A 20,167-nucleotide genomic window follows, 5' to 3' on the forward strand; every position below is an offset into this window, starting at 1 on the left:
TTAAAAGGAGCATTTACATGCCATTAATTAAATTAGACATGATCAAAGGTAGAGAAAAAGAGGAAATCAAAAGTATTTTAGATATCACATATAACGTGATGTTAGATGCGTTTCAAGCACCAAAAGGTGATAAATATTTAATTGTGAATCAACATGAGGACTATGAAATGGAAATATTAGATACAGGCTTAGGCATCGAAAGAACGGATGACGTGATTGTATTTACTATCGTTTCAAGACCGAGAACAAAAGAACAAAAAACGACATTCTACAAAAATTTAGTGAATACGTTACATGAAAAAGTAGGCATTCGTAAAGAAGATATTATGATTAGTTTAGTAGAAAATACCGATGAAAACTGGAGTTTCTTTAACGGTGAAGCACAATTTTTAACAGGTGATTTATAATCTAACTCAAGGACATATTATTTCGTTAGGTGACAACAATTATATAAAGCATAAAAAATACACCTCCGCTACTAAGTGGAAGTGTATTTTTGTGTTTATCAAAAATTAGAATTTATCTTTTAAGTCTTTAGCTTTATCTGTTGCTTGGTCTTTCAATTCTTCTTTTTTCTCGTCGTCATTTTTATAATTAAGTAATAGTGGAAATATCGATACGCTCAATTTAACAATAAAATTTGTCTAATCAAGTGTGTCCGGGTTCGCATTCAAAGGGCTAGTATCATAAAAAGTTATAGCCCTAATTTTAACCACTGCTTTTTAGCAAAAATTAAAAGTATGAAGTTGACTACAAATAATATCAGGAAAAATATAAATATAGTTAAAATTTGATTTGCAGGTAAAAACGCTTTATTACCATTTAATACTTGCTCGACTAATGGATATATATTGTTACTAGCTTCAAACGGAGCAATTATCCCAAAAATAGTTTTATTTATTGCAACTAGTATGATTGATCCTATCCAATAAATAATACTTATGCCTATACTTATAAGAACATTTGGCGATAGTACACTTATAGTTCCAATAATCAATATATATTGTAAGAGTACTAAAGAAAATAAAGTGAGTAATAGTAAAAAGTGCGAAAAATTTGAAAAAACAGCAGAAATTATTGTTAAACCAATTGTTAAAAATATAAGGCTTTCAATAAATAAAATAGCAGCTTTTTTATAAAAGAATTTAAATACGTTATCTCCAAGTAACTTATAAAACAATGTATTTTTATTACTATATTCTTTGTTTATGAAATAAGCAATTATGAAAGAGAATAATAAAAAACCAAATTCAGTAGCTACCGTGTATGTGCTGAAAAAATATTGTCCATATGTCAAATTGATAACTTTATCTATACCAACTGGTAAAAAATAACCTAATAAAAATACAAAAATGAACAATATACCTAATGTCAAAATTATTTTATTTGAAATACTCTTTTTAAATTCTAATAACATTTTTACACCTCTTTATCTTTATAAGTTAATATAATCATTTATTAGATGATCTTTTGATGTATATTCTTCAATGCGTTTATCTTTAAATAAAAAGTGCGCGCCGTTTATACTACTTAAATCTGATAAATTATGTGTTATATTTATAATTACTTTTGAAGGGTTATCTGAGATGAATTTATTTAGGAAACTATAAATATCATTAACTGTCTTTTTATCTAGAGCATTTGTAATTTCATCTAGGATTATTATTGATTTATCCTCTAGTAAAAAACTTAATAATTTTAATTTTTGTTTTTGACCATCACTTAAATTTTTAATGAGAATCTTGCTAGGTATTGACTCTAGATTAAGCATCTTACTAATCTCTTTAAATTTACTCTCATTATTAAACTTGCATTTCAGTAAATCAAATAGAAAATCCTTACTTATATCATTAGGTACATTTGATGAACTAGAAATAAGAGTTGTGTTTTGTGACACTACTTTAGGTATACAACCATTTCTATTTAATATGAAATCTTTAGCTAGTTGTGATTTACCAACACCATTTTTTCCAACAATATGATTTATTTTTCCCTCATAAAAATATAAATCTGAATTTGAAACTAATTCTTTATTCTTTAATTTTAAAAAATAGTTTTTAATCTCCATAGTCTTTAGCTACTATTAAAAAATATGATTTCCCCAATAAAATAGCCAATGTATTAAAGTATTAACAGCAATTATTATCCCTATTCCTTGTACTAATAGAACCAACCCATGGTTTTTCGTAAAATTATGAAATTCATCTAAAGAAAGGAGGGTGTTATTCGAAAGTATTATAACACACAATCTAATTTCATTTTATAGTAACGGTAAAAATTTCAAAAATATATTTATTGAATTGTTTAAATACATAATTTTGTCAAAATTGAATTTATATAGTAAAAAGAACGTTAAAATTTTATATACATATAGAAAAATATAATTGAACTGTCTCCAAATTGTGGAAAGAAAACCAAATATTATCACCAACTTAAACCATTAAAATAACCGCCAATAATGAGGCATCTCATCATTGGCGGTTATTTTAATTTAGCTATATTTCAAAAATTAGAATTTATCTTTTAAGTCTTTAGCTTTATCTGTTGCTTGGTCTTTCAATTCTTCTTTTTTCTCGTCGTCATTTTTAATTTCGTTGGCCTTATCTTTAGCTTTATCTGTTGCTTGATCTTTATACTCGTCAAACTTACTCATAAATAAACGCCTCCTTAAAATGTTATAGTACTATGATTCCACATATCAAAGAAGTTAAACATATTTATTTACGAAAAATTATTTCGATATTCAGACGCACTAATTTCAAAATGCTTTGTAAAATTTTTAGAAAATAGTAAAGGGTCCTTATATCCGACTTTACTTGAAACTTCACATATCATGTTATTCGTATGTATGAGTAATTGAGATGCATGATACATACGGATATATGTTAAGTATGCTTTGGGAGAACAATTTAAATTTTTCTTAAACAGCTTGAATAAATGACTGCGGGTGACATTAACATATTGCGCAACATCAACGACACTAATATTCTTGTGATAGTTTGAATTGATAAATTCGACTGCTTTTTGGATATCTTCGTTAACAATATCGACGTTAACTGAGAAATTTTTAGGAAACTGTTCTTGAAGCATATAAACTAATTGGTATATATGCTGCATGATTAAAATATCATGTGAGTTGCTAGACGCAATGGTTTTTGAAAGATTACAGATATTTTGAATCGTTTTTTTAATTTCAGAAGTGTCTTTACCTTTAATGACGTGATCATCAACGATATAACTGCGTGCTAAATAATCTAGAATCTGTTTACCGCTAATACCAACCCAATAATAAGTCCAAGGTTTTGAAAATGAAGGCTTATATTCAACTTCCATACCTTTTTCTAGTAAAAACATATCGCCTTTTTTTAAGTTAAAACTCTGCCCATTATATTTAAAAATACCTTCACCATGCGTCACGATATGTATGACAGATGTTTGGAAAACTGTATAATTATAACCTACGTTTGGTACACCGACTTCAATACCACATTCTACTAAATTAGCATCTATTAACTTTTTGCTAAATTTTTTCCATAAAACTTGCATAACACACCTCTCAATTCATCATATTGAACTTCTTTAGACTTATATAACCACATTATAATAACAAAATGCAACATTTTGCCATATAACATCATCATTATGCTATTCATTACACGCACTTTAAGTTGATAAAATGACATTAACATATATGTAAACGCTTTAAAAAGTGAAATTTTAGAGGTGGAGAAGATGGATAGATATTTAACTGGAAAGCAAAAATTAGCTTTTGGATTTGGTGCAATAGGGAAGGACGCCATATTTAATATTGTTGGGCTCTTCTTAATGTTTTATATCACAGATATTGTAGGTTTATCTCCTGCGTTTGTCGGAGTTATGCTTTTTGTTGCACGTATTTGGGATGCTATTAATGACCCGATTATGGGGATGATCGTTGATAATACGCGGAATAACTTTGGTAAGTTCAAGACGTGGCTCGTTATCGGTACGCTTGCTAATGCTATTGTTACAGTCTTGCTGTTTACGAATTTAGATTTATCTCAAACGTCTATGTATATTTATATATCGATTATGTATATTTCCTGGGGAATGACATATACGATGATGGATATTCCATACTGGTCTTGGTTACCGAACTTGACGCATAATCCTAGAGAACGTGAAGAGATTTCAGTTATTCCTAGATTTTTCGCAAGTTTAGCTGCATTTATTGTAGGTACTTTTGGTTTGTTCTTTATACATAAATTAGGTGATGTCTTTGGTAGTGGCAGTGATTCAGTAGGAATTTTTGTCTTTGCCGTAATTTGTAGTATTGTTTTTATCTTTACGATAGGTGTAACAGTATTCAAAGTACCTGAAGATCATGAAATGGAAAAACAAATAGGTATTAAAGTTAATTTTAAAGATATTGGTCGTATTTTATTTAAAAACAAAGAATTACTTGCCATCATGGGTGTTTTATTAACTTTTAATTTATGTCTACAAACGCTTAATGGTTCTATCATTTATTACTTTAAATATGTAGTGAATGCGGAACATTTATTTTCAATTTTTAATTCAATGATTCTGTGTGAAATGCTTGGTTTGCTACTTTTACCACGTTTTATTAAATGGGTTGGTAGAACTAGAGCGTTTAATACATCTATTACACTTATCATAACTGGTTTGATTATTATTTTAATATCAGGCTTCGTGGCGCCACAGAGTACTATCTTAGTCATTATAGGTGCAGGTATGTTACGTGTTGGTTCAGGATTTATGATTGGTATAACAACAGTGTCGCTTGCAGATGTGATTGATTATGGTGAAGTGAAGTTTGGGCAACGTAATGAGAGTGTGATCACTTCCACAAATACGTTTTTAACTAAAGCATCACAAGCAGTTGCCGCTTTAATTGTGGGGATTGGATTATCTGTATTAGGTTATACGCCGAATGAGGCACAATCAGAGGCCACAGTTAATGGTCTGCGTATCATGATTATTGTCGCACCGCTAGTTTTCGTTAGTCTAACAGCATTTTTATATCATAAAGCATTCCATTTAAAAGGTGACTTTTTAAATGATATTGAGAAAACACTCCGATATAAACGTCAGAGAGAACATAGAGAGAATATTAAATAGAGGGGATGTCATTTTATGTTAGAAAAGCAATTTCATGAAAATATGGAGATTCAGCATGTGAACTTGATGCCAAGACGTGCATTTTATATACCTTATCAACGAGGGGAGGCTGACTACCGCTTAGAAACACGTTATAATACAAAAAATGTGACATTATTAAATGGTGATTGGCACTTTGAATATTTCAATTCTCTAGAAGCATGTTTAAACCAACCTCAACAGATTAAAAAGGATATATTGCCAGTACCGTCTGTATGGAATTTATATGGCTACGATCAAATACAGTACCTTAACACACAATATCCAATTTCATTTGATCCACCATATGTTCCGAAGTATAACCCATGCGGACGTTATACACGTTCTTTTGAGTTAAATTCATATGATATGCAAAGTGATTATCATTTGAATTTTGAAGGTGTAGCTTGCGCCTTTTATGTATGGATAAATAATCAATTTGTAGGTTATAGTCAGATATCTCATGCTATTTCAGAATTTGATATTTCAAAATTTGTATGTGATGGAGAAAATACGATACAAGTTCTTGTATTGAAATATTCAGATGGCACATATTTTGAAGACCAAGATATGTTCAGACATTCAGGTATTTTTAGAGATGTTTATATTTTAAAACGAGCGCAATCACGTGTAGATGATTTTAAAATTGAAACACACTTAAATGATGATTTGAATAAGGCAACGATAGATGTGAACTTGGCACGTAAACAAGGATTAGACCAAGTTGAATTACACTTATATAATCCATATGGTGAATTAGTCAGCAGTACTCAAGCTTCAGAACAGTATAGCTTTACTGTTAACAAACCACAATTATGGTCAGCAGAAAGACCTTTGCTTTATACGTTAGCAATTACTACTGCTCAAGAAGTGATTACCCAAAAAATTGGTATTCGAGAAGTTAAAATCAGAGATAATCAATTTTATATTAATGGACAATCTATTAAATTACGTGGCACCAATCATCATGATAGTGATCCTAAAACAGGCTATACGATAAATGAAGCTCAATTTATGAGAGATTTAGAGCTTATGAAGCGAGGTAATTTTAACGCAATTCGTACAGCACATTATCCGAAATCGCCTTTATTCTATGAATTAACAGACCAATATGGCTTTTATGTGATGAGTGAAGCAGATTTAGAAACGCATGGTGTAGTTCGTTTATATGGTGAAGAGAACACTGAGCACTTTAATATCATTACGGATGACCCTAAATATCAAACTGCAATTATCGAGCGTATTGAAGCTTCAATAATCCCTTTGAAAAACTATAGTTCGATTGTTTCATGGTCAATGGGTAATGAATCTGGATTTGGCGTTAATGTGGTTGAAGGCTTGGCACGAGCGAAAGAATTAGATGCTACACGACCACTTCATTATGAAGGCACATTACATCGTGATAAATCAAAAGACTATGATTTATCTAACATTGAAATGATTAGTAGGATGTATCCATCTCCAGAAGAAATTGAAACGACATATTTGAATAACCCGAATTTAGATAAACCCTTTATTTTGTGTGAATATGCGCATGCCATGGGGAATTCACCAGGAGATCTTCATGATTATCAAAAGCTTGTTGAGGCTTACGATAGTTTTATTGGAGGGTTCGTATGGGAATGGTGTGACCACGGAATTCAGACAGGTGTGAAAGATGGTAAGTCAATATTTAGGTATGGTGGAGATTTCGGAGAACGTCTACATGATGGTAATTTCTGTGTGGACGGTATTGTTTCACCTGACCGTATACCTCACGAAGGATATTATGAATTTAAACATGAACATAGACCGTTAAAAGTAATAGAGCAAGATGAGTATCAACTAACATTACGTAATCAACTTGATTTCACACATATAGAAGATTATTTAAGTGTTGAAGCAACTGCTACTTATTTAGATGGAACGCGTCAGACGTTTGAAGTTCCTTTTACTAAATTCGCACCCCATACGACACAAAAGATTGATTTAAGTGACTATATTAATATAAATGAACTCAGTGATGTGATGTTACACTACAAATTGAAATATGGAGATAAGTTACGTTCGGCTCATTTTGAATTAGGATATGATCAAATCGTATATCAGCGACAATTAATGACGTATAAGAATACGAAACCGTCATCAATAGCATATAAAGACGATATTCATACAATCGATGTTTCTATTGGTGATTGGATATACACTTTTAATAAAATAGATGCGAGTTTAAAAACAGTTGCGCATGAAGGTGTAATAGTTATGAATCAGAAAACAGAAAATAATCTATGGCGTGCACCAACAGATAATGACATCAATGTTAAGCAAGAATGGGCATACGCTGGATATAAAGATATTACTACGCGTGTGCATGATTACAGAATCGTTGAAAATAAGAGTGACGTCAGTCTTATTTTTGATATTGCGTTGGTTAATGAAGCGGTTCCTCCTGTGCTTTCAGGTACACTTACGTGGACGATTCAAAACGATGGTACACTTACTGTGAATTATGATTTAGTGAAAGATACATTAGCTCCATTTCTACCACGTTTCGGTTTAGCCATGACATTACCAAGTAACTATGAGCAAGTCGAATATTATGGGAATGGTCCTTATAGCAGCTATCAAGATAAAGGTGTGGCAACATATTTAGATTATTTCGAAACGACAGTGACAGATAATGTAAGTAACGATATCAAACCTCAAGAATCAGGAAGTCATAATCAGACTACATTTGTTAAAGTTTCAAATGGTCGAAATGCTATGGTTGTAACAAGTGGAGACACATTCAGTTTTAATACAACGCATTATTCATTAAATCAGCTAACGCATACGTCACATAAAGATCAATTAGAAGTCGAAGATTATACGTATTTGTATATTGATTATGCTCAAAGTGGGATTGGCTCTAATAGTTGCGGTCCAGAATTAAATGAAGTTTATCGACTCAATGATACACAAATCAAATTTAATTTTAAATTGAATTTTGAGTAACTAGTGTTTAAGGTATTTCACTCATATTAATCAGCAATATAGAAATTTATTATATATTTGAAAAGACCGTTATCACGAAATGTGGTAACGGTCTTTTTTTACTTATCGGTATAATAGAATTAAAAATATATTCTTAAGAATTATTAATAACTTTCGTGAGTAAAAGATAATTTTCATTTAGTATCTTAATGAGAAACTTCATAATTATGACTGTTATAGGGGAATATCTCATAAAATAAGCTCAAATAGTAAGAAATTATCTAGGCATAAAATTAAATAACCTTAATTTTATGGCGTTCAATAAATGGTATGAACTCATCTGGTAATGTGGGCTTATCTGTAACAATTATATCGACCTGATTATAATCTGCAAATTTAAAAAATGCAGTAACATCGTTCAATATTTTTGTGGAATCTACAAGCATAATGACCAAACTTCCTTGTTGAAGCATACTTTTTTTAGTTAATCCTTCTTCTTCTCCTCCTACACTAAAACCATTATTACTCATAGTATTACAACTTAATAAAATAGCTTGTGTATAGTAATTTTTAATCGTTTCTATTGCTTGAGCACCTACTAAGGTGCCTGAATGTTTATTTAGGTTACCCCCAGTCGATACTAAACTTAAGTCTGTATCCGAAAATTCATAAAGTAAATTCACAGAATTTGTTATTATTTTTGGAGAATAACTTTTACTTGAAAGTAACCTAATTGATTCTAATGCTGTTGAACTGGAATCTACCATGATGGTTTCTTTATCCTTTAATAAATCTAAAACTTTATTAGCAATAGTCTTTTTTAGTTCTAAATTTTTAGTAGAACGATAGTAATATGATAAATCATTTCTACTGGCTAAAGTTGCACCTCCATGAGTTCTTGTGAGGACATTTTGATCCTCTAAGTGCTCTAAATCTCTTCTAATTGTTTCTTCTGTAACATTAAAAGTTTCAGCTAAATTTTTAACTTCAACATGTCTGTATGAGTTTAGAATATTTATGATTTCTTGATATCTTTGAAATTTTTTCACTATAAACAACTCCTCGTATACAGTATATAGAAATTATACTTAAAGATAAACAAACAAAGAAAAAACAAAAGTAAAATGTTGTTTTTTCTTTACTTTTTGGTAGCGCTGTCATAAGATGTAGTTAATTTAAGAAAAGGGGCTGTTAAATATGTTTAATAATTTACCAAAGATAGGAATTAGACCGACAATTGATGGGAGACGTAAAGGAGTAAGAGAATCTTTAGAAAATCAAACTATGAACATGGCAAAATCTGTAGAAGCTTTTATTCAAGAAAATTTAAAATATCCAAATGGAGAACCTGTAAAGTGTGTTATTTCTGATACTACAATCGGTGGTGTTTCTGAGGCTAGTAAAAGTAAGGAAAAATTTGATAAAGAAAATATTTGCGGAACTATCACTGTGACGCCATGTTGGTGTTATGGTTCAGAAACAATGGATATGAGAGTAGACATACCTCATGCTATATGGGGATTGAATGGAACAGAACGACCAGGAGGAGTTTACCTAGCTGCTGTTTTAGCGGCACATGCTCAAAAAGGAATCCCAGCATTTGGTATTTACGGTGAAAATGTACAAGATTCTGATGATGATTTCATTCCCAATGATGTAAAATCCAAAATTTTATTGTTCAGTAGGGGCGCATTAGCTAAAGGTATGATGCAGGATAAATCTTACCTTTCTATAGGGAACGTAGCAATGGGGATTGCAGGTTCTATGGTAAATGAAGATTTCTTTCAAAAGTATTTAGGTATGCGTAATGAACAGGTTGACTCTGTTGAAATTATCAGAAGAATGAACGAGGGTATATATGATAATTCTGAGTTTGAAAAAGCATTAAAATGGACTAAAGAAAAATTCGAAGTATCTGAAGATATTTATTCAAAAGAAAATCCAATAAGTGAAGAAGCTAAGAATGAGCAATTGGAATTTGTTATAAAAATGACGATTATTTGTAAAGATTTACTTATAGGTAACAAAAAATTAGCTGACTTAGGATTTGAAGAAGAATCAGAAGGTCACAATGCAATTGTTGGAGGTTTCCAAGGTCAAAGACAATGGACTGATTATTATCCTAATGGTGACTTCTTAGAAACGATACTTAATACTTCTTTTGATTGGAATGGCAAAAGAGCACCACATATTTTCGCAACTGAAAATGATAGTTTGAATGGTGTGTCCATGTTATTTAATTATTTGTTAACAAACCGAGCACAAATTTTTTCTGATGTAAGAACTTACTGGAGTTCTGAAGCAGTAGAACGTGTTACTGGAAAAAAATTAGAAGGACAAGCTGAAAATGGTGTATTACACCTTATTAATTCTGGTTCAACAACTTTGGATGGAACAGGGCAACAAAGCGAGGATGGACAGCCAGTTATGAAACCCTACTGGGATATTGTGGATGAAGAAGTAGATGCCTGTATTGAACATACCCAATTAGTACCAGCAAATCGTGAATACTTCCGAGGCGGTGGGTTTTCAACTAATTTCTTAACAAAAGGTAATATGCCGATGACTATGAGCCGTATAAATTTAGTGGATGGACTTGGTCCAGTATTACAAATTGTGGAGGGGTATTCTGTTGATTTACCAAGCGATGTACATCAAATACTAGATCAACGTACTGATCCAGGTTGGCCAACGACATGGTTTGCTCCTCGATTAACAGGCAAAGGAGCATTTAAATCTGTTTATGATGTTATGAATAATTGGGGCGCTAATCATGGAGCGATTAGTTATGGACATATTGGAAAAGAATTAATAACTTTAGCGTCCATGTTACGCATACCAATTAATATGCACAATATTGATGAAGCAGACATATTCAGACCTAAAGTATGGACTGCTTTTGGAACAGAGTCATTAGAAGGAGCGGATTTTAGAGCGTGTCAAAATTTCGGACCATTATATAGGTAGGTGAGAGCCATGAATCAAACAAATCATATTGCATTTGATTTGGGAGCAAGTTCAGGAAGAATGGTATTAGGAGAATTTCATAAAAATAATATCCAGTTAAATGAGATATATAGGTTTGCTAATACACCTGTAGAAATGAATGGTATTCTCTATTGGGATTTTCCAAAATTATACCAAGAAATAAAAAATGGCATGAAAATATTGGCTAATGAAAATATTCATGTTGATAGTGTATCTGTCGATACTTGGGGCGTTGATTATGGTTATTTAGATAAAAATGGAGATTTATTAATGCTACCTCGTAATTATCGAAATGAACAGAAAGAAAAGTATGAAAATGAAATATATAAACTTTTATCAAAAAGAGAGTTATTTGAAGAAACAGGCGTTTATCCAACTACAATTAATTCTATTGTACAAATATATGCAGATTTAAAACGTTATCCATGGTTAAGAGAGGCGGCAGTAACATTATTATTTATGCCTGATTTGTTTAATTATTTCTTAACGAAAGAAAAAGCAACAAACTATTCAATAGCAAGTACGAGTGGGTTGCTAAACAAAGATCATGAATGGTCTAGAAAAGTAATTGATAAATTGAATTTTCCAGAACATTGGTTCAAGCAAGAGATTGAAAACGTAAAAGTTTTAGGAGAGGTTAAGAACTCAGAATTCAACGAAGAAGTTTATAAAAACACTAAAGTTATTACTGGTGCTGGACATGATACAGCGGCATCATTATTGGTAACAAAAGAGGATTCAGTGTTTTTATCATGTGGTACATGGTCAATCATGGGCGTTAAAATTCAGGAACCCATTACGAAGAAAAAAGCATTTGAATTAAAACTCACTAACGAAGGGACAGTAGATGGAAAAACTAAACTAATAAAAAATATTAATGGCTTGTGGATTTTGCAAGAGCTCCAAAGGTATTGGGCAGAAAATGGTGTAATGTATAGCCATGAAAAATTAGTTGAAAAGGCTAAGCTATCATCATATAACGAAACGATTGATGTTGATCAAAAAGAGTTTATGAATAAATGTAATATGCATAAAACTATTGAAAATCATTTTATTAAACAAGATATAATACCACCTAGTTCAGTAGGTGACTTTGTAAGAGTTGTTATTAATAGTCTGGCTGAAAAATATAAAGAAGTAATTACTAATTTAGAAAAAGTAGTTCAAAAGCAATTTTCTAACATACATATTGTTGGAGGCGGTATACAAAATGGATTACTTTGTGAATTAACAGCTCAAAAAACGAAGAGAGAGATATTGACTGGACCGATTGAAGCAAGTTCATTTGGGAATATTTTAAGTCAACTCATTGCGTTAAATTTAATTGAATATACAGACATACCTAACATAATTTCCAATTCAATTGAAATGAAGAAATTTAACAATATAGAAACGTTATAAAAAGGGGGATACTATGGAACAAAATGTATCAAGTAAAATCCCGAAAATAGTTTATGTCTTTGCTGTATTGGGAGGGTTTGCAGGATTACTTTATGGATATGATTCGGGTGCAATTGCATTGGCGCTACCTGGAATTACTAAAGAATTCGGTTTGAATACTCAAGAAAAAGGGTTAGTAGTTAGCTTTTTACTTCTAGGGGCGTTGCCGTCTATTATAGCAGCAACTATATTCGAACGAAAAATTGAGCGTCGTAATTTACTCATTTGGGGCGGTATTATATTTATCATAGGTTCTATTGGATGTGCAGTTGCTGATAATACAAGTACGTTACTAATTTTTAGATTTATACTCGGAATAGCAGCAGGCATTGCTAATATGTATGGATTAATATATTTATCTGAATTAGCACCTCCCAAAATAAGAGGTTTTATGGCATCACTTTATCAATTAAGTGTCAATATAGGGATACTTGCATCATATATGGTAGGTGCAGCTAACTTTTCAAATGGTGAATGGAGATGGACTTTAGGCTTAGGTGTTATACCAGCACTTATATTTGCAGTAGGTATGTTTATATCTCCACAAAGTCCTCGTTGGCTCGTACGCGATGGCAAGATAGATAAAGCTAGGAAAGTTTTGTATAAAGTTAGATATAGTAAAGAAGAAGTTGAAAATGAGATTCAAGATATTAAATTAAGTTTAAACCATCAATCTACTAAATTCACTGATTTATTTAAAAAATTCAGACCTATAGTGATGCTAGGATTTATATTGACAATATTTCAAGTGTTTACAGGTATTAATGCCGCAATTTATTATGCTCCAGAAATATTTGAACATGTAGGTATTTCACATGCTTCAATTATAGCTAATTACGGTGTTGGTATAGCTCTTGTTTTAAGTACACTAATTTCATTACCTTTGATAGATCGATTAGGTAGAAAGAGTTTATTAATTTACTCAATGATTGGACAAATTCCTTCCTGTTTAGGAATGGCATTTTTTGGAGATAATGCGGTGTTAGCAATTATTAGTTTGTTTATTTTTGTATTTTCTTTTGGTATTGGATTAGGCCCTGTATTTTGGAGTTATATTCCAGAAATATTCCCACTAAGAGCTAGAGCTTTAGGTATGGGGATTATTACATTTGCTCAATATGGATTAAACTTTGTCTTTTCACTAACATTCCCAATGTTTTTAGTTTGGATGGGTAATAACGTATTTTTAATTTATGCACTATTATCATTAGTGGCAATATTCTATATACACTTTAAAGCTATAGAAACAAAAGGAAAGACACTCGAAGAAATAGAACGTTATTGGATAGAAAATGAAGATGGAGGAAAAAAACATGGATACAAAAGAGAAGAAGTTAAGAGAACAAATGTGTGATATAGGTAAAAATTTATTTAATAAAGGCTTTGTTGCCGCAAATGACGGAAATATATCAGCTAGGTTATCTGCAAATGAAGTTTTGGCTACTCCTACAGCTACAAGTAAAGGTTATATGACTCCTGATAGTATAGTTAAATTGGATTTAGAGGGCAATATATTAGAAGCTAAAGAAGGTGTTTTACCATCCTCTGAAGTGAAAATGCACTTGAGATGTTACAAAGCAATGGAAAAGTGTAATGGTGTCGTACATGCACACCCACCATATGCAACTGGTTTTGCTATTAAAGGAGAAGTACTTAAAAAGGCAACTATGCCAGAAGTAGTAATAGCAATGCCTGAAATCCCATTAGCAGCATATGGATGTCCATCTACAGAAGAAATACCTGATTCTGTTGAACCATATTTTGATAACTATGAAGCAGTATTATTAGAAAGTCATGGGGCGTTAACATGGGGCGATACTTTAATGAATGCGTATCTAAACATGGAAAGGTTAGAATATATTGCAAAATTAACATTCATTACTAGATCAATTGATGGTGAACGTGAATTACCAAAAGAACGCATCGATGAATTAGTAGCATTAAGACCAAAATATGGTAAGTGAGGTTAGTGTATGTTAAATCGTATTCCTAAGATTTTATCACCAGATATAGTTAAAAGTTTAATGGAAATGGGTCATGGTGATACATTACTGTTGGCAGATGCAAATTATCCTGCGCAAACATACGGTAAAAGAGTAGTGCGTGCAGATGGATTGAATATAACTGAATTATTAGTAGCAATAATGGAGGTTATGCCTATAGATGATTATATAGAAACGCCTGTACAATTAATGTCTCCTGTAGAAAAAGATCAAGAACCGAATATTTGGAAAGAGTATAAAAATTTAATTAGTGAAAAAGAGATAAATTATTTAGAACGATTTGATTTTTATAAGACATCTGAAAACTGTCATACGATTATTCAAACAGGTGAAATAGCAATATATGGTAACATTATGCTTACAAAAGGAGTAGTAAAATAATTTTATGATTATTTTTAAGTTAGTATTAAAAATAGAAATTTATTATATATTTGAAAAGGCCGTTATCACGAAATGTGGTAACGGTCTTTTTTAATCAAATCATGATGACAATTAGTGATTTAGCTATTTCCTTGGAAATAATAATATGATATAAAAATAAACCTTAGTGTTATATTTCTAATACATGATAAAATTAATATTAATAAGAACGCTAAAAATTTCATGATTATAAAATATAAAAATAATTAAACTATAGAACGCTATACTCATAATATAAAAAGAAGGTGTGATTTTATTGGAACTTAGACATATGCAGTATTTTGTTGAAGTCGTAAAACAAAAAAGTATGACGAAAGCAGCAGCTAAACTTTTTATTACACAGCCAACAATTAGTAATACGATTAGATTACTAGAAAAAGAATTAGAAGTAACATTATTTAATAGATATAAAAACCAAATATACCTAACTGATGCAGGAGAGGCATTCTTTTTTCAATGTAAAGAAATGCTAAAAATGTATGAAAACATCCCTAATGAATTAAGTAATCTTTTAGAATTGAAAAGTGGACATTTAAAAATAGGAATTCCTACAATTATTAATATTCGAAGACTAATAAAACTCATCTCTCAGTTTCATGATTCTTACCCAAATGTAACATTTCAACTTTTTGAAAATGGAAGTAAAAAAATCGAAAATGACATATATTATGGTGATTTGGATATGGGGATTACTGTCTTACCGACGAATCATAAAATTTTCAGTACATTCACTTTTTTGGAAGAAAAATTAAAGCTTGTAGTTCATAAAGATCATCCATTATCTGATAAAGATACGATTGATATTGAAGATTTAGAGCATCAAGAATTTATTTTATTTAATTCTGATTTTTACTTAAACGATAAAATAAAAAATACGTGTAGAAACTATGGGTTTAATCCTAATATTATTTTTGAAACGACTCAGTGGAGCTTTATAGAAGAAATGTTAATAAATAATATGGGCATCTGTATATTACCTGAGGGGATACTTGATTTATTGGATAAAGATTTGAAAGCTATTAATATTAACGAACCTTCAATGAAATGGGAACTTGCCATTATTTGGAGAAAAGATATCATAGTTGATTCATTAACTAAAAATTGGATTAAATTTATACAAGAAAACTACTTATTACACCATTAAACGCAAAGTCATTCACAAAATTTATACCCTTATAAAAAAAGGGTATTTTCTATTTATATGCTCCCGCTCTATAATTTATGACATAAACATTATAGAACGGGAGTTTTTCATGGAAAATTATAAATATCCGAGCGATAGTAAAATTGTCAGTACCGATCAAGTGTTAATTAATGACTTAAATAATTACAACACACTATTTGGTGGCGTATTGATGAAAAAAATCGATAATAATGCGACATTGTCTGCTAGAAGACATGCAAGAGTTAAAGAATGTGTCACAGCATCTACAGATAGTGTAGAATTTTTACATCCTATTACTCAATCTGATTCAGTTTGTATAGAATCTTCTGTAGTTTATACAGGAGAAAAATCTATGGAAATATTTTGTAAGGTTATTTCGGAAGATATGATTACAGCAGAAAGAAAAATTGCTGCTATCGCTTTTCTTACGTTTGTAGCCTTAGATGAAAACAAAAAATCAATTAAAGTACCTAAAATTACAGCGCAGACTCAAGATGAAAAAACATTGTATATGTATGGTGAAGAAAGAGCGAAAATGCGTAAAGCGAGAAGAGCACAAAGTAAAACATTAATTAAGTCTCTTAATTTATGTAAACCATGGGAATTGGAGAAGTGATAAAAATGGTTAATGAAATGGATGAACTCACACAATGCAAATTAGATTTAAAAACTTTGAGAGAAGAATCTCCTCAGTTATATGAGCAATTAGAATATATAGCAAGTTTAACAAGACAATTAAGTATTCATTATAAATATTTAGGATTACTTATGTTTTCAAATAATAATGAAGCTATTCAAAACAACAGACCTATCTTAATTAGAGATTCTGTTTTGGAGTTATATGAAAGAGAAGTTGAAAAAGTTAAACAAAATAATGAATTCAAATTTGTTAATGAAATGATATTAAAATTCCAATTTGTAGCTTACTCACAAATATTCCTTATCGTTTTAGGTGCAGAACCTAGTTTTGTATTTAATAACACGATTATTAAATAATACAGGGCTACTTCTAACTTGAAATGAGGCAGCAATAAATGAGCATATCAGAATGTAGATATTTATGTATCAAACAAGACAAATCCTTTGAAAAAGGTAAGCTATATTGGCTTTTCCCAACAGAGGTGTCTACACTTGATGAAAAATATTTTTACGTATCAAACGATGGACAACTTTTAACAGAAGCGTACAAAAGTAGTAACTTTATTAAAAGTGTCTCGAACTAATGTAATATAGCATTTTTGAATACAGTAGGAACTCAATCCACTGTTATTTTAAAAAATTAGGATTTTGAACATGTTTGGTTATCTATTTTATAGTATGCATCCTCAATCATACTATTCCTTAGTTGGCCGGACTCTTCAAAATCTGACAAGTATAGATGTATAAAAAAGCAGTCACAAATTTAATGATTTGTGACTGCTTTTTATAAGTGAATTCTGAAAATTTATATTTATAACTTTATAATAGCTTTTTCACTTTTTCTTTTTATCTTTCTTCTCCATATATGGCAAAAAGAAAATAACAAAAAATGCACAAAGTAGAGCTATGGCAGAGCCTAATGGCATAATTTAACCTCCTGGTGTTAATTAACATAACACTATTATAACTTAATACCACTTAAATTGTTATAATATATAAAATCATTCTTTTTCAATATTTGATGCACAAGCAAAGCAATACAAGTGATTGTCATTATATTCACCATTCAAGAAACCATTTAAACAATAAATATCTTTTTGGCAGACAGAACATTTTCCTACTAATTCTCTCATTTTAAAACCCCTTTGAATATTCATGTATTCGTCTTAAGTTAATCATACTATAAATCAATAATATTTATACAGTTGAGATAAAGGGGCTAAATATGTTTTGTATAATTGTATCGATTTTGCAACGTGCTGACGCCCAGGGGAATAGTATGAGGGAGAGACTACAGGCTCGAGCCATACCCCTAGGCAAGCATGCACTTTCAAAATCGTAAGATTTTAGTATAGAAAAAAGAACCAATACATAATTTAATGTATTAGTTCTTTGCATTTGAGAATATATGATCGTATCAGAGTTTTTTTACAGTCAATAGTAAATAGATAAAGAATGGGGCGCCGAATGCAGCAATGAACACACCAGCCGGAACTTCTTTTGGTAAAAACACCGTTCTTCCTATAAGATCCGCAATGACGATGGAAAGTGCGCCAAAGATCGCTGACATCAATAAGCGCTTTAAATAATTCCCTTTAATCAAAGCTTTAGCAATATGCGGTGAGATTAAACCAACAAAGCCAATGTTACCCACAAAACTAATCGCTGCACCAGCAAGTATCGTTGTAATCACCATTTGAATGAGTCGCGTTTGATGAACCTTTACGCCTAAACCTGTGGCAACATTATCATGCATAACGGATACTTTCATTCTCGGAAGCACGATAATCAACAATGGCAAAGTGCACACTATAAATAACCCCAATATCAAACTGTTTTCAAATGTAGCACCAGATAAACTACCGACAAGCCACGTATAGGCTTTAGACGCAGCAAGTTGCTTTGTAAGCACAAGCGTGCCATTAACGAGCGCCATAAATAACGTCTGAAGTGCGATACCAATAATAACTAATGTCGTTGGTTGGATATTGCCCTTTTTTTGAAAACTGATAAGAATCATCATGACCACAGCTGCACCAGTGAGCGAAAACGCTGGCAACCAATGGACACTAATATCTCCTAAAAACGCAATAAATGTTACTGCACCAAATGTTGCGCCACCTGTTACACCTATAATATCTGGAGAGGCAATAGGATTTTTAAGTACATTTTGTAGAATCAAACCACTAACGCCAAGTGCTGCACCAGCTACAATCGCCAATGTAATTCTTGGCAAGCGCAACACTTCGATTGTAAATTGATCAGGACTTGAAATAGGATCAATAATATAAGAAAGGATACTATTTAACGATATAAAAGTAGACCCCAGCATTAAACTCAATATTGAAAAAACAATCAATATGAGAACGGCAATGACTAAGCGTTTAGTATCTTTTTTATGGACTGTCTCATTCATATGCGTTGAATTCCTTTCCTAATAATATAAATAAGTGTAATTGAGCCAATGACTGCTGTGATAACACCTATAGGAAGTTCGAGTGGTTGAATAATTGTCCTAGCTAAAATATCGGACAATGTCATTAACATAGCGCCACTAACCGCAGTGAAAGGTATTAAATATTTATAGTTAGCTGGCATTAACTTTTTACTAATATTCGGTACGATTAACCCGATAAACATAATAGATCCTGCAAGTGCGACCGAAATGCCGGCAAGCGCACTAATAGTTAATACCATAACCATTTTTGTTAATTTGACCTTTTGACCAAGTGAAGAAGCAATTTCATCACTCGTCATTAAGATGTTGATATGTGACGACATCGCAAAGGCAATGAGCAGAAATATAATAATTATTGGAATGACCCAAGGCACTTCCCACACATTACGCATAGCAACAGAACCACTTAGCCAAAACAGAAAGCTTTGTAAATTGCTTTGGTTCATAATTAAAATGCCCTGTGTAAATGCTCCGAATAATGCTGAAATCGCTGCGCCAGCCAATATCACACGTTTAGGTGAAAATTGCGCTTGTTTAAACATGCCAAGTGTAATGACAAGAACAGTTACAATAATTGCCCCGATAAATGAAATAGTTATGAGCGCTTCAAATGATTGCACTTTAAAAAATGTTAAGCCACAAATCACGAAGAACACGGCGCCTGAATTAACACCGAACAGTCCGGGTGAAGCAATTGGATTACGTGTTAATACTTGCATAAGCAAACCAGATACAGAGAACGCCGCGCCGGTAAGTAGAGCAATGAGTGTTCTTGATGCGCGTGATTCGGCAAGTAGAATATGTATATCGTTATTGCTATTAAAGTGGAACAACGCTTGTACCAACTGTGAAAGTGATACAAGCGTGTTTCCAATTATTAAACTTAAAATCGTTACAACGATAAGGCATAAACCAGAAAGCATTAATTTATACCGCGGTTTAAGTAACATGAGGTAACTCCTT

Annotated in this window: 20 protein-coding genes; 12 read left to right on the plus strand and 8 right to left on the minus strand. The window is 31.5% G+C overall.

Annotated features, from left to right (window positions below; genetic code table 11):
• The first annotated feature begins 17 nt into the window (after nucleotides 1-17).
• Complete coding sequence (locus MHB47_RS00325; protein WP_002506312.1) at nucleotides 18-407, plus strand: tautomerase family protein; 390 nt, start codon at nucleotides 18-20, stop codon at nucleotides 405-407.
• Between the two features lie 287 nt (nucleotides 408-694).
• Here MHB47_RS00325 and MHB47_RS00330 read toward each other — a convergent pair whose 3' ends face one another.
• The 4 genes from MHB47_RS00330 to MHB47_RS00345 form a co-directional block, all read right to left on the minus strand.
• On the minus strand, nucleotides 695-1,417 hold the full coding sequence (locus MHB47_RS00330; protein WP_340754205.1) for a peptide ABC transporter permease: 723 nt from the start codon (nucleotides 1,415-1,417) through the stop codon (nucleotides 695-697).
• A gap of 18 nt (nucleotides 1,418-1,435) precedes the next feature.
• Nucleotides 1,436-2,068, minus strand: coding sequence for an ATP-binding cassette domain-containing protein (locus tag MHB47_RS00335; protein WP_340754207.1), 633 nt, complete (start codon nucleotides 2,066-2,068; stop codon nucleotides 1,436-1,438).
• A 441-nt stretch (nucleotides 2,069-2,509) separates the two neighbouring features.
• Nucleotides 2,510-2,653 carry a hypothetical protein gene (locus MHB47_RS00340; RefSeq protein ID WP_002506316.1) on the minus strand — a complete coding sequence of 48 codons (144 nt, stop codon included), beginning with the start codon at nucleotides 2,651-2,653 and terminating at the stop codon, nucleotides 2,510-2,512.
• A 68-nt stretch (nucleotides 2,654-2,721) separates the two neighbouring features.
• Nucleotides 2,722-3,546, minus strand: a complete 825-nt coding sequence (locus tag MHB47_RS00345) for an AraC family transcriptional regulator (RefSeq protein ID WP_192978802.1) — start codon at nucleotides 3,544-3,546, stop codon at nucleotides 2,722-2,724.
• 186 nt (nucleotides 3,547-3,732) lie between these two features.
• Here MHB47_RS00345 and melB point away from each other — a divergent pair, with 186 nt between their 5' ends.
• Complete coding sequence (melB, locus tag MHB47_RS00350) at nucleotides 3,733-5,121, plus strand: melibiose:sodium transporter MelB (RefSeq protein ID WP_340754209.1); 1,389 nt, start codon at nucleotides 3,733-3,735, stop codon at nucleotides 5,119-5,121.
• A 15-nt stretch (nucleotides 5,122-5,136) separates the two neighbouring features.
• Nucleotides 5,137-8,112, plus strand: a complete 2,976-nt coding sequence (locus MHB47_RS00355; RefSeq protein ID WP_340754211.1) for a glycoside hydrolase family 2 TIM barrel-domain containing protein — start codon at nucleotides 5,137-5,139, stop codon at nucleotides 8,110-8,112.
• A 272-nt stretch (nucleotides 8,113-8,384) separates the two neighbouring features.
• Here MHB47_RS00355 and MHB47_RS00360 read toward each other — a convergent pair whose 3' ends face one another.
• Nucleotides 8,385-9,140 carry a DeoR/GlpR family DNA-binding transcription regulator gene (locus MHB47_RS00360; RefSeq protein ID WP_340754213.1) on the minus strand — a complete coding sequence of 252 codons (756 nt, stop codon included), beginning with the start codon at nucleotides 9,138-9,140 and terminating at the stop codon, nucleotides 8,385-8,387.
• Between the two features lie 148 nt (nucleotides 9,141-9,288).
• Between MHB47_RS00360 and MHB47_RS00365 the strand changes: the two genes are divergently transcribed.
• The 9 genes from MHB47_RS00365 to MHB47_RS00405 all read left to right on the plus strand — a co-directional run bounded on the left by MHB47_RS00365 (nucleotide 9,289) and on the right by MHB47_RS00405 (nucleotide 17,330).
• Nucleotides 9,289-11,058: an L-fucose isomerase gene (locus tag MHB47_RS00365; RefSeq protein WP_340754215.1), complete on the plus strand. Its 1,770-nt coding sequence runs from the start codon at nucleotides 9,289-9,291 to the stop codon at nucleotides 11,056-11,058.
• Between the two features lie 9 nt (nucleotides 11,059-11,067).
• A complete protein-coding gene (locus tag MHB47_RS00370) occupies nucleotides 11,068-12,480 on the plus strand; it encodes a rhamnulokinase (protein WP_340754217.1) in 1,413 nt (470 codons plus the stop codon).
• Nucleotides 12,481-12,493: 13 nt separating this feature from the next.
• On the plus strand, nucleotides 12,494-13,873 hold the full coding sequence (locus MHB47_RS00375; protein WP_340754219.1) for a sugar porter family MFS transporter: 1,380 nt from the start codon (nucleotides 12,494-12,496) through the stop codon (nucleotides 13,871-13,873).
• Entirely contained in the window at nucleotides 13,833-14,483 is a 651-nt protein-coding gene (locus MHB47_RS00380; protein ID WP_340754221.1) for a class II aldolase/adducin family protein, read from the plus strand. The genes MHB47_RS00375 and MHB47_RS00380 overlap by 41 nt, the downstream gene beginning before the upstream one ends.
• 9 nt (nucleotides 14,484-14,492) lie before the next feature.
• Nucleotides 14,493-14,903, plus strand: coding sequence for an RbsD/FucU family protein (locus MHB47_RS00385; protein WP_340754223.1), 411 nt, complete (start codon nucleotides 14,493-14,495; stop codon nucleotides 14,901-14,903).
• 295 nt (nucleotides 14,904-15,198) lie between these two features.
• The gene (gene cidR, locus MHB47_RS00390; protein ID WP_340689017.1) at nucleotides 15,199-16,086 is read left to right on the plus strand and encodes a cidABC operon transcriptional activator CidR; all 888 of its coding nucleotides are present in this window, start codon (nucleotides 15,199-15,201) and stop codon (nucleotides 16,084-16,086) included.
• 109 nt (nucleotides 16,087-16,195) lie between these two features.
• Nucleotides 16,196-16,723, plus strand: coding sequence for an acyl-CoA thioesterase (locus MHB47_RS00395; protein WP_002511719.1), 528 nt, complete (start codon nucleotides 16,196-16,198; stop codon nucleotides 16,721-16,723).
• A 5-nt stretch (nucleotides 16,724-16,728) separates the two neighbouring features.
• On the plus strand, nucleotides 16,729-17,103 hold the full coding sequence (locus tag MHB47_RS00400) for a hypothetical protein (protein WP_002506333.1): 375 nt from the start codon (nucleotides 16,729-16,731) through the stop codon (nucleotides 17,101-17,103).
• Nucleotides 17,104-17,141: 38 nt separating this feature from the next.
• Nucleotides 17,142-17,330, plus strand: a complete 189-nt coding sequence (locus MHB47_RS00405; RefSeq protein ID WP_021338994.1) for a hypothetical protein — start codon at nucleotides 17,142-17,144, stop codon at nucleotides 17,328-17,330.
• A gap of 417 nt (nucleotides 17,331-17,747) precedes the next feature.
• On the opposite strand, the gene MHB47_RS00410 is transcribed toward MHB47_RS00405, so the two are convergent.
• The 3 genes from MHB47_RS00410 to MHB47_RS00420 all read right to left on the minus strand — a co-directional run bounded on the left by MHB47_RS00410 (nucleotide 17,748) and on the right by MHB47_RS00420 (nucleotide 20,154).
• A complete protein-coding gene (locus MHB47_RS00410) occupies nucleotides 17,748-17,879 on the minus strand; it encodes a hypothetical protein (RefSeq protein ID WP_255157039.1) in 132 nt (43 codons plus the stop codon).
• Between the two features lie 284 nt (nucleotides 17,880-18,163).
• Nucleotides 18,164-19,162: a FecCD family ABC transporter permease gene (locus tag MHB47_RS00415; protein WP_340754226.1), complete on the minus strand. Its 999-nt coding sequence runs from the start codon at nucleotides 19,160-19,162 to the stop codon at nucleotides 18,164-18,166.
• Nucleotides 19,159-20,154 carry a FecCD family ABC transporter permease gene (locus MHB47_RS00420; protein ID WP_340754228.1) on the minus strand — a complete coding sequence of 332 codons (996 nt, stop codon included), beginning with the start codon at nucleotides 20,152-20,154 and terminating at the stop codon, nucleotides 19,159-19,161. Before MHB47_RS00420 ends, MHB47_RS00415 begins: the two co-directional genes overlap by 4 nt.
• Between the last annotated feature and the right edge of the window lie 13 nt (nucleotides 20,155-20,167).

This window comes from Staphylococcus sp. FSL K6-3157 (genome assembly GCF_038005145.1).
In the GTDB taxonomy this organism is placed as follows: Bacteria; Bacillota; Bacilli; order Staphylococcales; family Staphylococcaceae; genus Staphylococcus; species Staphylococcus equorum.

What these genes read in the sequence shown, in the direction of transcription:
- MHB47_RS00325 (WP_002506312.1), top strand. Translation starts at nt 18, where the DNA reads ATGCCATTAATTAAATTAGACATGATCAAAGGTAGAGAAAAAGAGGAA.
- MHB47_RS00330 (WP_340754205.1), bottom strand. Translation starts at nt 1,417, where the DNA reads ATGTTATTAGAATTTAAAAAGAGTATTTCAAATAAAATAATTTTGACA.
- MHB47_RS00335 (WP_340754207.1), bottom strand. Translation starts at nt 2,068, where the DNA reads ATGGAGATTAAAAACTATTTTTTAAAATTAAAGAATAAAGAATTAGTT.
- MHB47_RS00340 (WP_002506316.1), bottom strand. Translation starts at nt 2,653, where the DNA reads ATGAGTAAGTTTGACGAGTATAAAGATCAAGCAACAGATAAAGCTAAA.
- MHB47_RS00345 (WP_192978802.1), bottom strand. Translation starts at nt 3,546, where the DNA reads ATGCAAGTTTTATGGAAAAAATTTAGCAAAAAGTTAATAGATGCTAAT.
- melB (WP_340754209.1), top strand. Translation starts at nt 3,733, where the DNA reads ATGGATAGATATTTAACTGGAAAGCAAAAATTAGCTTTTGGATTTGGT.
- MHB47_RS00355 (WP_340754211.1), top strand. Translation starts at nt 5,137, where the DNA reads ATGTTAGAAAAGCAATTTCATGAAAATATGGAGATTCAGCATGTGAAC.
- MHB47_RS00365 (WP_340754215.1), top strand. Translation starts at nt 9,289, where the DNA reads ATGTTTAATAATTTACCAAAGATAGGAATTAGACCGACAATTGATGGG.
- MHB47_RS00370 (WP_340754217.1), top strand. Translation starts at nt 11,068, where the DNA reads ATGAATCAAACAAATCATATTGCATTTGATTTGGGAGCAAGTTCAGGA.
- MHB47_RS00375 (WP_340754219.1), top strand. Translation starts at nt 12,494, where the DNA reads ATGGAACAAAATGTATCAAGTAAAATCCCGAAAATAGTTTATGTCTTT.
- MHB47_RS00380 (WP_340754221.1), top strand. Translation starts at nt 13,833, where the DNA reads ATGGATACAAAAGAGAAGAAGTTAAGAGAACAAATGTGTGATATAGGT.
- MHB47_RS00385 (WP_340754223.1), top strand. Translation starts at nt 14,493, where the DNA reads ATGTTAAATCGTATTCCTAAGATTTTATCACCAGATATAGTTAAAAGT.
- MHB47_RS00395 (WP_002511719.1), top strand. Translation starts at nt 16,196, where the DNA reads ATGGAAAATTATAAATATCCGAGCGATAGTAAAATTGTCAGTACCGAT.
- MHB47_RS00400 (WP_002506333.1), top strand. Translation starts at nt 16,729, where the DNA reads ATGGTTAATGAAATGGATGAACTCACACAATGCAAATTAGATTTAAAA.
- MHB47_RS00405 (WP_021338994.1), top strand. Translation starts at nt 17,142, where the DNA reads ATGAGCATATCAGAATGTAGATATTTATGTATCAAACAAGACAAATCC.
- MHB47_RS00410 (WP_255157039.1), bottom strand. Translation starts at nt 17,879, where the DNA reads ATGAGAGAATTAGTAGGAAAATGTTCTGTCTGCCAAAAAGATATTTAT.
- MHB47_RS00415 (WP_340754226.1), bottom strand. Translation starts at nt 19,162, where the DNA reads ATGAATGAGACAGTCCATAAAAAAGATACTAAACGCTTAGTCATTGCC.
- MHB47_RS00420 (WP_340754228.1), bottom strand. Translation starts at nt 20,154, where the DNA reads ATGTTACTTAAACCGCGGTATAAATTAATGCTTTCTGGTTTATGCCTT.